The following is a 12,571-nucleotide window of genomic DNA, read 5'->3' on the forward strand; positions in this document are numbered from 1 at the left end:
GTAGCAGAAAACGCCAACTCAAGCGGAGAACCGCTGACTTGGCGTTTTTTTATGATTAATATTTATCCCCATTAAAAATGGAATTCTTCACAATCACATAATCCACATTGCGGATGGCGTCAAGCTTTGTTCCGCCTGCATAAGAAATAGAAGATTGAAGATCCTGCTCCATTTCAATCAGTGTATCCTTGATTGAGCCTTTATGCTCCACATGCATTTTTTTGCCTTCGACATTTTTCTTTTCGCCTTTTTGGAATTCAGAGGCTGAGCCGAAGTACTCCTTGTAAAGCTTTCCGTCTTTTTCGATCGTTTGGCCTGGCGATTCTTCGTGTCCGGCAAATAGTGAACCGATCATGACCATCGTTGCGCCGAATCGGATTGATTTTGCGATGTCACCATGGGTGCGGATGCCGCCATCCGCGATAATCGGTTTGCTGGCAGCCTTGGCACACCAGCGCAGCGCTGCTAATTGCCAGCCGCCTGTGCCGAAGCCGGTTTTGATTTTCGTAATACATACTTTTCCCGGTCCGATGCCGACTTTAGTGGCATCCGCTCCCGCATTTTCAAGCTCTCTGACTGCTTCTGGCGTTCCGACGTTGCCAGCAATAACAAAGCTGTCCGGCAAATGTTTTTTAAGGTGCTGGATCATTTCAATGACAGCATTTGAGTGCCCGTGAGCAATGTCAATTGTCACGTATTCAGGAGTCAGATTTTCTTCTGCCAGCTGGCGGACAAATTCATACTCCTCATCTTTGACGCCCACGCTGATAGAAGAGAATAACCCGCGTGCGTTCATATCTTTAATAAAATCAATCCGATTTTCAGGTTCAAATCGGTGCATCACATAAAAGTAGCCATTTTCGGCTAATGAAATCGCTAGTTTTTCATCTATAATCGTCTGCATATTGGCAGGGACGACGGGCAATTTAAATGTACGTCCGCCTAAACGTACGGATGTATCACATTCTGAACGGCTATTTACAATGCATTTTGCAGGAATTAGCTGAATATCTTCGTAATCAAATACGTTTTCCATGGTTTTCACTCCTAAAAACGAATATTTAAAAGTATAATATATGAAATGTTCGCCTTCTATAATGTACTCTGTTTTATTTAGGATGTCAAACATTATGATTTGCTGGCAGGTGTGGTGCAAGTGCCGAAGCTTGTCATGCAGGGTGAGTTTAGGTATCATAGTTTTAACGAATGGTCTTAGAGAGCGGATCAAAACGCGAATGATATACGTTCAGCAAAGCTTGGTCGTTCAGCACCAGGCTTTCTTTATGGCATGGACATGGGAAAGGAGCGAATAAGATGGCCCAAAACGAAGAAAAAACACCGAAGTCCCAAAAGATTCAGGACCGCATTATTATGGCAATGATCTGGGTAGTCGCAGCCCTTTTGATTGCGCTGGTTGTAGGAACTGCATTGAATTATATAAATATCTTCAAATAAAAAAGGAGCTGTGTCGCAGACACAAGCTCCTTTTTTATTATTTATTTTCAAAAAGACTTGTTGAGTGAAGAGGCTGTACGCGGGCTTTCGGGTCCATGTAAGCCTTGGCGTTGTTCACTGCTGTCGGTGCCTCACCGAAGCCGCTGGCAATCAGGTTGACTTTTCCTTCATATGTACAAATGTCACCTGCTGCAAAGAAGCCTTCGATATTTGTTTCCATTGTTGATTTCACGACAATGGAATTTTTCTCGATGTCCAGGCCCCAGTTTTTGATCGGTCCAAGAGATGAAACGAAACCGTAGTTGACGATTAAGTCATCAATTTCTAAAATCTCTTTGCGGTCGCCTTTCACTTCTTCAAGCACTAGCTGTTCGATTTTGTCTTCGCCGATCAGCTCCGCAGGGACGAATGGTGTCAGGACATTAACCTTCGACGCATGAAGGTTTTCCACACTGTGCTCGTGCGCACGGAACTTGTCACGGCGGTGAATGATCGATACTTCTTTTGCGATCGGCTCAAGCATAAGCGCCCAGTCAACCGCGGAATCTCCACCGCCAAGGATCGCAACGCGTCTGCCGGCAAATTTTTGCAGATCATCAACGAAGTAATGGAGGTTTTTGCCTTCATACTGCTCGGCATTTTCAAGTTCCAGCTTTCTCGGTTTGAATGCGCCGTTTCCTGCAGTGATGATGACCGTTTTAGAGTAGTGGGTTTCTTCATTTGTTACAAGCTTAAACACGCCGTCCGCTTGTTTCTCAACAGATTCAACCGCTTGCTCCAGACAAATGGTTTGGTCGAATTTTGCCATTTGCTCTTTTAGGTTATTGATAAGCTCTTGCGCACGGATTTTCGGGAATCCCGCTACATCATATATATACTTCTCAGGGTATAGGGCGCTAAGCTGTCCGCCGAGCTGAGGCAGGCTTTCGATAATTTTGACGCTTGCCTGTCTCATCCCGCCGTAAAAAGCGGTGAATAAGCCGACCGGTCCCCCGCCTATAATTGTAATATCATAAACCTTTGTATCCTCTCGCATACGAAAATTGCCTCCTAAATGAAAATTGTTATTAATTATACCATATTGCCGTTCAAATTGACGAGTCAGCAGAAAAAATCGTAAGGATCTAACGTGCCCATCCGTTCTTGAAAATATTTCCGCAGGCCGCTACGATAATAACCAAATGAAATGATCTTTTTCTGAATGTTTCTTGGGCCAGCCGGATAAACATGATAATAGTGCTACGGGTAAGGACTTCACAAAAAACTTTTCAATATATTTCATAAAATCCCGCCAATAAGCTGAAGCTAACACAAATGATGATTTTATTATGGGTCTAACAAAAGCAAAAAAAGAGAAGGTGGATGTGATGGCATTGAATAAGCCCAAAATCGTGATTTTAGGTGCAGGATATGGCGGATTGATGACGGTGACAAGGCTGACGAAGTATGTCGGGCCGAATGATGCTGACATTACGCTTGTAAATAAACACAATTATCATTATGAAACGACATGGATGCATGAAGCGAGCGCGGGTACGCTCCATCATGACCGCTGCCGTTATCAGATAAAAGACGTAATCAACCAGTCACGGGTGAATTTTGTACAGGATACCGTAAAGGCAATCAAAATTGATGAGAAAAAAGTTGTGCTTGCGAATGGAGAACTGCAGTACGATTATTTAGTCATCGGGCTCGGCGCCGTGCCTGAAACGTTTGGCATTAAAGGCTTAAAAGAATATGCGTTTCCGATTGCCAACATCAACACGTCGCGCCTGCTGCGGGAACATATTGAGCTGCAGTTTGCGACTTACAATACGGAAGCGGAAAAACGGCCGGACAGGTTAACGATCGTTGTTGGCGGTGCCGGATTTACGGGAATTGAATTTCTTGGCGAACTGGCTGCTCGCGTGCCGGAGCTCTGTAAGGAATATGACGTTGACAGAAGCCTTGTCCGCATCATTTGTGTGGAAGCAGCGCCGACCGTTTTGCCGGGCTTTGATCCGGAACTTGTTGACTATGCCGTACATTATCTTGAAGAAAACGGAGTTGAGTTCAAGATCGGCACGGCTGTACAAGAATGTACACCGGAAGGAGTCAGAGTCGGCAAAAAAGATGAGGAACCAGAGCAGATCAAATCGCAAACCGTTGTTTGGGCGGCAGGTGTCCGCGGCCATCCGATTGTGGAGGAAGCCGGTTTTGAAAATATGCGCGGCCGGGTGAAAGTCAACCCTGATCTTCGCGCCCCAGGACATGACAATGTCTTTATTCTCGGCGACAGCTCGCTGTTTATGAATGAAGATACAGAGCGCCCGTATCCGCCGACTGCGCAAATTGCAATGCAGCAGGGCATAACGGTCGCTAAAAACCTTGGCAGGCTTATTAAAGGCGGAGAGCTTGAGGAATTCAAGCCGGACATTAAGGGTACAGTGGCTTCTCTTGGCGAGCATAACGCGGTTGGGGTTGTTTATGGCAGAAAGCTGAAAGGCACGCCTGCTTCGTTTATGAAAAAAGTCATTGATAACCGCTCACTGTTTATGATTGGCGGACTCGGACTGACATTGAAAAAAGGCAAGTTCAAGTTTTTCTAAAAACCCGCGGAAGCGGGTTTTCTTTATTAAAAAACGCCAAAATAAAAAGAGAACGAGAGGAAAACAAGTATGTTTCCGCTTACATCAAAAGATTTGTCACATGATCTGACTTTATTGTTGACAGCTTGATATGGTATATTATCAGAAAATTAAGAAAAAGGGTGATGATTAGATGAAAACTGCAACGACAACCGCTTCACATGCATGCCCATTTTGTTCAGGAAAAGGATATTTTCAATTGATTCTCGGTGGTTCAGAGACTTGTCCGTCTTGCCAGGGGACAGGAAAAGACAGTCATTCTTTTTCCAGCCGTTGACTTTATTTCCACCCCCGCGTTACACTAAAAACAACGCAGGGGGGTGGAATAGGTTGATTAGTCTGCCAGTCGTAATCATCTCAATTGTTTTGTTTTTTGTCTTGTTTTTTGGAATCGGTTTCTTATTAAACATGCTGCTGAGAATGTCTTGGATTATGGCTGTGATTTATCCGATTGTATGCCTTTTCATTATCAGCAAAGAAAAGCTGATCAGCTATGTCCAGTCGCCGGGAGAATCCTTTGCCAGCCTGTTTCATCGTGTCTTATCATTAGCGGCTGCCGATGTGCTGATTTTAGTCAGCGGTTTGGCCGGCGCCATCGTGTCCGGTATAGCGATCAACATGCTCAGAAAAAGAGGATATCAAATGTTTTAAATGCCGCTTTCTTCTAAAGAAAGCTTTTTTTATGCGTTCAGCTCATTCATCATTTTGAATAATGCTCTCTCCACTTGGGAACAATGATTCGGAGGAGAGGTGAATGATGTGAATATGATCAGACGTTTGCTGATGACCTGTTTATTTCTGCTTGCATTTGGCACGACATTTTTATCAGTGTCAGGAATTGAAGCGAAGGACTTGTCAAAATGGGTGCAGGAACATCAGGAAAAGCACTTGAAGCATGCAGGACTGACATTAAAAGCATTGCAGCAGAAACAAACACAAACCACGTCCGCGGCTGAGGATAAGACAAAACCGTTAGAAGAGGCATTTGATTGGGATGAATATCCAGTCCAAAGAGTAACAGCAACAGGCTACACAGCAGGAGCTGAGTCGACGGGCAAAAATCCCGGTGATCCATTATACGGGCTTACATATTCAGGTGTGAAAGTGAAACGGGATTTATATTCCACGGTTGCTGCTGACCCGTCCGTTTTCCCGATCGGAACAATTTTATTCATTCCGAACTACGGTCTCGGAGTTGTGGCCGACACAGGATCGGCTATTAAGGGTAACCGCCTTGATCTGTACTTTGAGACAGTCAAAGATGTATACAATGAATGGGGCAAAAAAACCCTTGATGTATATGTGATTAAAAAGGGAACGGGAAAGATTACCGAGGATGAGCTTGAGAAGCTCAATGAAACAAAATCTTTGCAAGTGTTCAGAAATCAATATAAAACTGTGAAAGAATAAAACGCTCCAGCGAAAGCAGGAGCGTTTTTTTACATGAAAAAGTAAGCGAGTACCAATGTCAGTAAAATACCTGTTAGTCCTCCGAAAAAGACTTCGATCGGCTGATGTCCGAGAAGCTCTTTCAGCTTTTTTTGCTTTTCTTTCTCTGCAGCCTTAGGGAAGTCCTTCGCTTCATTTACGAAACGGTTAAAATCAATGACAAGCTTATTAATGACTGTTGCCTGCTCACCGGCGTGACGTCTGACGCCAGTTGCGTCAAACATGGTTATGACGGCGAAAATGGCGGAAACCGCAAAGAGTGAGGAGTCTAATCCATGCTCCAAGGCTACGCCTGTTGAAAGTGCAGTGACCGCTGCGGAGTGAGAGCTCGGCATGCCGCCTGTGCTTGTGACCAGCGACCAGTCCAGTTTTCTGGACACGATAAACTGTATGGGCACTTTGATGACCTGAGCAAAAATAATTGCGGCCAGGCTTGATAATAAAGGAAAATTCGTTAAAAGTTCCATCGGCGACATCCTTTCTATTTGAAAAATCCTTCGTGTTTCAAAAGAAAAAAGCAAGTCTTAGACTGTTGTTTGTTAAAATAAGTATAGTGGAAAGAATGTTTTTCCTATTATACCATTGTTCATTACAAATACCCATTACGTTAGGAGTGTAAGCCTCATGTTTTATGCGGTTCAACAATCAGAGCATACAGAAACCCTTGTGGTCGGGCTTTTTCAAAAAAGCCAGCTGACAGGAAAAGCGTTGGAAATTGATGAAATGCTCGAAGGCCATCTGACACAGCTTTTAAAAGAGGGTGATGTCTCTGCGAAACCGAATCAAGTATCAAAAGTATTCCCTCCATCTTCTGCGGGTATGAAACGGATTTATTTCGTTGGTCTGGGGAGAGAAGCAAATTATTCGTTTGAACAGGCGAAGGAACGTTTTGCTCATGTTTTTCAAGCCATTCATAAAGATCGAAAACAAGAAACTGCTGTCCTGCTTGATACGTTTATTTCGGAAGACGTGCCTCCAGCCGATGCCGCTCATGCTTTAGCTGAGAGCTGCCTGCTTGCTTCCTATGAGGTGCAGGATTATAAGCACAAATCAAATGAGCCTGACAAACAAATTGAAGCCGTGTATGTTGTAACAGATGAAGATACACAGGAAGTGCAGGCGGGGCTTCGCGTCGGCCAGGCATACGGACAAGGGACAAATTCGGCTAGAACGCTTGTGAATATGCCGGGAAACATGCTGACAGCGACTGACCTTGCTTCGTATGCTGAAGAGCTTGCGGCGAAATATGATTTTGAGTGTGAAATATTGGAGAAATCAGAGATGGAAGAGCTCGGTATGGGCGGAATACTTGCGGTAAACCAAGGCTCCACCGAACCGCCGAAAATGATTGTGTTAAAATACCAGGGCAAAAAGGAATGGGAAAACGTCGTTGGACTAGTCGGGAAAGGAATTACCTTTGACACAGGCGGCTACTCCATTAAAACGAAATCTGGAATTGTCGGCATGAAATCAGATATGGGAGGAGCAGCTGCGGTTCTCGGCGCTATGGAAACGATCGGAGAGCTTCGTCCTGAGCAAAACGTGCTGTGCGTTATTCCATCAACCGATAATATGATCTCCGGCGGGGCCATGAAGCCGGATGACGTGATCGTATCTTTAAGCGGAAAAACAATAGAAATCCTTAATACGGATGCTGAAGGAAGGCTAGTGCTTGCAGATGGCATTACATACGCGAAACAGCATGGCGCGTCAGTTCTTGTCGATGTAGCTACGCTTACCGGCGGCGTCGTTGTGGCATTAGGAACAGAAACAACCGGTGCAATGACAAATGATCAAAGCTTTTACCAGCAGGTAGCTGATGCTGCACAAGAGTGCGGAGAGGCGATCTGGCAGCTGCCGATAACAGAGAAGGATAAAAAACGCGTGAAAAGCAGCCAAATGGCGGATCTCAACAATTCACCGGGACGCGAGGGACATGCGATTATGGCAGGAACGTTTCTTGGTGAATTCGCTGAGTCAACACCTTGGGTTCACCTTGATATTGCAGGAACAGCGACTGCCAATAAAGCAACCTGCTTCGGGCCGGCCGGGGCTACTGGCGTTATGGCAAGAACACTGGCTACACTTGCGGAGCGATTTACATTGGAAGAAGATAAAAACGAGTAATGAAAAATCCCTGCTGTATGATGCGGCAGGGATTTTTTCTTCCGAAATCTTTAGTTGACTAAAGTGGATCGGTTATGATACGATACGTTCGTACTTTATTTATCTACTACATTAGCAAACTAAAGGATTTTTGGAGGGGTATCATCATGAATGCAGTCGTCATCGCAGTCCTGCTTATGCTTGTATTAAGCCTGCTGCGTGTCAATATTGTTATCGCATTAATTATAGGCGCCTTGGCCGGCGGGTTAACAGGCGGGCTCGGTCTTGGCGAAACGGTTAAAGCTTTCACAGACGGTCTCGGCGGAAATGCCACCGTTGCAGTCAGCTATGCCATGCTTGGCGCGTTTGCCGCCGCTTTGACGAAAACGGGTCTTCCGGACGCAATGGTGGAAGCCTCCGTTAAATTAATCGGAAATAAAGAAGATTCTCGAAAAAAAGCACTGTCTAAGGTGCTGATTGTGCTGATTATTTTAATTGTATCTTGTTTTTCGCAAAACGTCGTTCCGGTTCACATCGCGTTTATCCCGGTGCTGATTCCGCCGCTTTTGAAAATCTTTAATGAACTTGAAATGGACCGCCGTCTGATTGCGTGTGTAATTACATTTGGCTTAACGGCTCCTTATATTTTGCTTCCGGTCGGTTTCGGCCAAATCTTCCAAGGCATGCTGAAGGACAATATGGCGGATGCCGGGTTAAACGTTCCGCTTGCTGACATTCCGTACGCACTGATTATTCCAGTTGCAGGTATGGTTGTCGGCCTTATTTTATCAGTGATCGTATACCGTAAACCGAAACAATATGAAACAAAAGACATTTCAGGTGCAGAAGCATCGCCATATACGAGAAAAAGCATTGGTATCGCGGTTCTAGCCATTGTTGTGTCACTCGGCGTCCAGCTTTACTTATCTCAGACTTTGGGAGTAGAAGGAATGATTATGGGGGCGCTCGCTGGTCTGATTGTTCTGTTTGTCAGCGGTGTGATGAAGCGTGATGAAGCGGACTCACTGATTACTGATGGAATGGTTTTAATGGCCTTTATCGGCTTTGTCATGCTTGTTGCAGCCGGATTTTCAAACGTATTGACGAAAACCGGAGATGTCGAGTCACTGGTCAAAACGTCAGCTGGTTTTATCGGACACAGTCAGTCCTTGGGCGCATTGCTGATGCTCATTGTCGGCTTATTAATTACAATGGGGATCGGATCTTCTTTTGCGACGATTCCTGTTATCACAACCATTTTCGTGCCTCTATGCATGCAGCTTGGATTCAGCCCGATGGCAACGATTGCGATTATCGGAGCTGCTGCTGCCCTCGGCGATGCCGGTTCACCTGCCAGTGACAGTACGCTTGGGCCGACTTCAGGTTTGAGTGCGGACGGCCAGCATCACCACATTTGGGATACTTGTGTGCCGACGTTTATATTTTATAATATTCCGCTTGTCATCTTTGGCTGGATTGCAGCGCTTGTTTTATAGGAAAAAGGCTCCCCTTTACTGGGGAGCCTTTTCTCGTTATGATAAAAAAACGTTTACGTAGATGATATGTGATTTCTGTTAAAGCCGGTTGCTTTATGAATAGAGCGGTAGATTGCTGGTGCGATAAACGACAGTATCACAGCCAGCGCTGTATCTTTTACCATAAACCAAATCATAAAGCCCCAAGCCGTGCCGTAGCTCACTGGCGTATGAATCCACAGCTTCAGTGCAAGATACATATAGGTAGTGCCGATGAGATACATGATCGCCGTTCCGATAAGTGAAGCAATGAGAAATCGAATTTTACTTGGCTGAATGTTTCGTTCTAAAAACCACCCCGCTGCAAATGCTGCCGGAATGTATGAGATAATAAACCCGCCGCTTTTCCCTGCAAACGGTGCGAAGCCTGCTGAAAATTGAGCAAACACAGGCGCTCCGGCCAATCCGACAAGTGCATATACAATCATGGCAATCGCTGCTCGTTTGCTGCCAAGAAGCAAAGCTGCCAAGAGACAGAAAAACGGCTGCATCGAAAGCGGAATGCCAGCTACTTGTAAAAAGGGTGCTACTGATGTAATGTTGGCCCCGACAGCCATAAGTGCGGCGAACATGCCAATCAGCGCCATATCTCCCGCACGAAGTTTACGTTGTTTCATCGTTGTTCCCCCTTAGGTTGACATACACAATCATAGAGTAATAAAGAACAAAAAGATTGTCAACATGATTTTAAATTAGGTTAACAAAAAGGAGGCCCATATGTATTTCGGAAAAACAAGACAGTCCGATCAATCTGGAAGAGTGCCGCCAAATCAAAACGTCACCACTTCATTTCCTGTGCTTCATACCGGAGATGTCCCATATTACGAAGATATGACGAAATGGAATCTTCAAGTATACGGTTTGGTTGACCATCCGATGCTGCTAAGCTTTGAAGATGTCAAAGCCTTTCCACGGTATGAATCGAAAAATGACATTCATTGTGTCACGGGATGGTCAAGGCTTGATAATGTGTGGCAAGGCGTGCGGGCTTGTGATATAGCGGAAAAAGCGGGTGTAAAAGAAGAAGCGGGCTACGTCATTTTACATGCTGAAGAGGGCTGGACGACCAATCTGCCGCTTGATGATTTCTTAGCGGAAACTTCCCTTCTGGCTTATGCGCATAATGGCGAACCTTTAACCCCTGAACACGGCTTTCCGCTGCGGGGTGTATTTCCGCATCTGTATTTTTGGAAAAGCGCCAAGTGGCTGCGCGGCATCCAATTTACGAAAGAAAATCACCCTGGCTTTTGGGAGCGGAATGGCTATCACATGAGAGGCGACCCTTGGCAAAATCAAAGGTTTACATGGGATTAAGGTTCTATTTCAAATAGGACAATCCGCATCTTTATTGGGTTTTTACTTCCATATTGATAGTCTGCAGGTACCTTATTTGATCAAGGTGCCTTTTTTATTCGGGAAAAAGTTGACTTTCTTTGGAAGAAAACCTATTATTTGAGGTGTCTAGTTGATAGTGAAAATCATTATCATACATTGCGGTTTAGTTTAAAGAGAGGAATGTCGTACTGCATGAAAGAGCAAACAACAGACCGGACAAATGGCGGGACATCAAACGTATTTACGATTCCTGGTACGGAAGTGCGTATGATGTCTTCACGCAATGAAAACCGTACCTATCACATTTTTATCTCGAAACCTAGTACGCCGCCGCCACCCGCTGGTTATCCTGTGATTTATCTGCTGGATGCCAATTCTGTCTTCGGAACGATGACGGAAGCCGTTCGAATACAGGGACGCCGACCCGAAAAAACCGGGGTGATCCCTGCAGTGATCGTCGGCATTGGCTATGAGACAGCGGAGCCGTTCTCCTCAGCACGCCACCGGGATTTTACAATGCCAACAGCCCAATCGAAGCTGCCGGAAAGGCCCGACGGCAGAGAATGGCCGGAGCATGGCGGAGCGGAGGGCTTTTTCAGATTTATTGAAGAGGATTTAAAACCGGAGATAGAACGAGATTACCAGATTGATAAAAAAAGACAAACAATCTTTGGCCATTCGCTCGGAGGGCTTTTCGTGCTGCAGGTGCTGCTAACAAAGCCCGATGCGTTTCAAACGTATATCGCGGGAAGTCCGTCCATTCATTGGAATAAACCGTTTATTCTCGAGAAAACGGACCATTTCGTCTCTCTCACCAAGAAAAACACTCAGCCTATCAATATCCTGCTTGCCGCAGGAGAATTGGAGCAGCATCATAAAAGCCGGATGAATGATAATGCAAGGGAGCTTTATGAGCGGCTGGCCGTTTTATCTGAACAAGGCATACGAGCAGAATTTTGCGAGTTTTCAGGAGAAGGACATATTTCAGTTCTTCCAGTTTTGGTCAGCCGGGCGCTGCGTTTTGCGCTTCACCCTGACGGACCGCATCTATCAATGGGCTGAGACATACTCAGCCTTGCCCTCTAAAAAAATATTTGTCACTGAAATTATATTTGACTGTCACATGACATTTGGATATGATTATTTTTATAATTGATAATGATAATCATTATCAATGGATTGCGTTTTTCAAGGCGCAGCAGTCTTTTTCGCTGGATGTCTGTTCGGCATTTAGAGCGAAGAAAGGAATTGATGATATGAATGCAAAGAGTATAGAGGGAAAAATTGCTTTTATAACAGGGGCTGCCCAAGGAATAGGCGAAGCTGTTGCGCGGACGCTTGCCAGTCAAGGCGCACATATTGCGGCAGTTGATTATAATCCTGAAAAGCTGGAAAAGGTTGTGAGCAGCCTCAAAGCAGAAGGCCGCCATGCAGAAGCTTTTCCTGCGGATGTGAGAGACAGCGCGGCGATTGATGAGATCACGGCGCGCATCGAACGTGAAATGGGGCCGATTGATATTTTAGTGAATGTAGCGGGTGTCCTTCGCCCGGGACTGATCCATTCGCTTAGCGATGAGGAATGGGAGGCGACGTTCTCAGTGAATTCGACTGGCGTATTTAACGCCTCGCGTTCAGTCAGCAAATATATGATGGACCGAAGATCGGGTTCGATTGTAACAGTCGGATCGAATGCTGCCGGTATACCAAGAACATCTATGGCGGCATATGCGTCTTCAAAGGCTGCGGCTGTGATGTTTACGAAATGCCTTGGCCTTGAGCTTGCAGAATACAATATTCGCTGCAACATTGTATCTCCCGGATCAACGGAAACAGACATGCAGTGGTCATTATGGGCCGACGAGAATGGAGCGGAGCAAGTCATAAAAGGATCACTTGAGACATTTAAAACAGGGATTCCGCTCAAAAAACTAGCCAAGCCTTCGGATATTGCGGATGCGGTGCTCTTTTTGGTTTCTGGCCAGGCAGGGCATATTACGATGCATAATTTATGCGTAGATGGCGGCGCGACCTTAGGCGTGTAACTGAATTTAAAGGAGGTTCATG

General features: G+C 45.4%; 14 protein-coding genes. 10 read left to right on the forward strand and 4 right to left on the reverse strand.

Going from position 1 to position 12,571, the window contains the following annotated elements; translation table 11 throughout:
• Nucleotides 1–55: 55 nt before the first annotated feature.
• The gene (gene guaC, locus M1D94_RS04780) at nucleotides 56–1,036 is read right to left on the reverse strand and encodes a GMP reductase (RefSeq protein ID WP_041850572.1); all 981 of its coding nucleotides are present in this window, start codon (nucleotides 1,034–1,036) and stop codon (nucleotides 56–58) included.
• A gap of 278 nt (nucleotides 1,037–1,314) precedes the next feature.
• Between guaC and M1D94_RS04785 the strand changes: the two genes are divergently transcribed.
• A complete protein-coding gene (locus M1D94_RS04785) occupies nucleotides 1,315–1,455 on the forward strand; it encodes a hypothetical protein (RefSeq protein WP_456270440.1) in 141 nt (46 codons plus the stop codon).
• Nucleotides 1,456–1,492: 37 nt separating this feature from the next.
• Here M1D94_RS04785 and yumC read toward each other — a convergent pair whose 3' ends face one another.
• Nucleotides 1,493–2,491 carry a ferredoxin--NADP reductase 2 gene (gene yumC / locus M1D94_RS04790; protein ID WP_003220618.1) on the reverse strand — a complete coding sequence of 333 codons (999 nt, stop codon included), beginning with the start codon at nucleotides 2,489–2,491 and terminating at the stop codon, nucleotides 1,493–1,495.
• Nucleotides 2,492–2,822: 331 nt separating this feature from the next.
• On the opposite strand from yumC, the gene M1D94_RS04795 reads away from it, so the two are divergent.
• The 4 genes from M1D94_RS04795 (at nucleotide 2,823) to spsC (ending at nucleotide 5,492) form a co-directional block, all read left to right on the forward strand.
• A complete protein-coding gene (locus M1D94_RS04795) occupies nucleotides 2,823–4,043 on the forward strand; it encodes an NAD(P)/FAD-dependent oxidoreductase (protein WP_010886605.1) in 1,221 nt (406 codons plus the stop codon).
• 172 nt (nucleotides 4,044–4,215) lie between these two features.
• Complete coding sequence (locus M1D94_RS04800; protein WP_003243733.1) at nucleotides 4,216–4,359, forward strand: YuiA family protein; 144 nt, start codon at nucleotides 4,216–4,218, stop codon at nucleotides 4,357–4,359.
• 53 nt (nucleotides 4,360–4,412) lie between these two features.
• Nucleotides 4,413–4,733, forward strand: a complete 321-nt coding sequence (locus M1D94_RS04805) for a YuiB family protein (RefSeq protein WP_003243877.1) — start codon at nucleotides 4,413–4,415, stop codon at nucleotides 4,731–4,733.
• Nucleotides 4,734–4,847: 114 nt separating this feature from the next.
• Nucleotides 4,848–5,492: a stationary phase survival protein SpsC gene (spsC, locus tag M1D94_RS04810; RefSeq protein WP_041850620.1), complete on the forward strand. Its 645-nt coding sequence runs from the start codon at nucleotides 4,848–4,850 to the stop codon at nucleotides 5,490–5,492.
• 29 nt (nucleotides 5,493–5,521) lie between these two features.
• Here spsC and M1D94_RS04815 read toward each other — a convergent pair whose 3' ends face one another.
• Nucleotides 5,522–5,998, reverse strand: coding sequence for a divergent PAP2 family protein (locus M1D94_RS04815; RefSeq protein WP_003244337.1), 477 nt, complete (start codon nucleotides 5,996–5,998; stop codon nucleotides 5,522–5,524).
• Nucleotides 5,999–6,155: 157 nt separating this feature from the next.
• On the opposite strand from M1D94_RS04815, the gene M1D94_RS04820 reads away from it, so the two are divergent.
• Together M1D94_RS04820 and M1D94_RS04825 are read left to right on the forward strand one after the other, a co-directional pair.
• On the forward strand, nucleotides 6,156–7,658 hold the full coding sequence (locus M1D94_RS04820; protein WP_161986405.1) for a leucyl aminopeptidase: 1,503 nt from the start codon (nucleotides 6,156–6,158) through the stop codon (nucleotides 7,656–7,658).
• A gap of 146 nt (nucleotides 7,659–7,804) precedes the next feature.
• Nucleotides 7,805–9,133 carry a Na+/H+ antiporter family protein gene (locus M1D94_RS04825; protein WP_003228736.1) on the forward strand — a complete coding sequence of 443 codons (1,329 nt, stop codon included), beginning with the start codon at nucleotides 7,805–7,807 and terminating at the stop codon, nucleotides 9,131–9,133.
• A 53-nt stretch (nucleotides 9,134–9,186) separates the two neighbouring features.
• On the opposite strand, the gene M1D94_RS04830 is transcribed toward M1D94_RS04825, so the two are convergent.
• On the reverse strand, nucleotides 9,187–9,789 hold the full coding sequence (locus tag M1D94_RS04830) for a biotin transporter BioY (RefSeq protein WP_003228737.1): 603 nt from the start codon (nucleotides 9,787–9,789) through the stop codon (nucleotides 9,187–9,189).
• 100 nt (nucleotides 9,790–9,889) lie between these two features.
• Between M1D94_RS04830 and M1D94_RS04835 the strand changes: the two genes are divergently transcribed.
• The 3 genes from M1D94_RS04835 (at nucleotide 9,890) to M1D94_RS04845 (ending at nucleotide 12,549) form a co-directional block, all read left to right on the forward strand.
• Nucleotides 9,890–10,486 (forward strand): sulfite oxidase-like oxidoreductase, encoded by a 597-nt coding sequence (locus M1D94_RS04835; RefSeq protein WP_003228739.1) that lies wholly within the window; start codon nucleotides 9,890–9,892, stop codon nucleotides 10,484–10,486.
• A 213-nt stretch (nucleotides 10,487–10,699) separates the two neighbouring features.
• Nucleotides 10,700–11,569, forward strand: coding sequence for a ferri-bacillibactin esterase BesA (gene besA, locus M1D94_RS04840; RefSeq protein ID WP_032726802.1), 870 nt, complete (start codon nucleotides 10,700–10,702; stop codon nucleotides 11,567–11,569).
• 194 nt (nucleotides 11,570–11,763) lie between these two features.
• Nucleotides 11,764–12,549 (forward strand): 2,3-dihydro-2,3-dihydroxybenzoate dehydrogenase, encoded by a 786-nt coding sequence (locus M1D94_RS04845; RefSeq protein ID WP_031315322.1) that lies wholly within the window; start codon nucleotides 11,764–11,766, stop codon nucleotides 12,547–12,549.
• The last annotated feature ends 22 nt before the right edge of the window (nucleotides 12,550–12,571 follow it).

The sequence above is a fragment of the Bacillus sp. JZ109 genome (assembly GCF_053903135.1).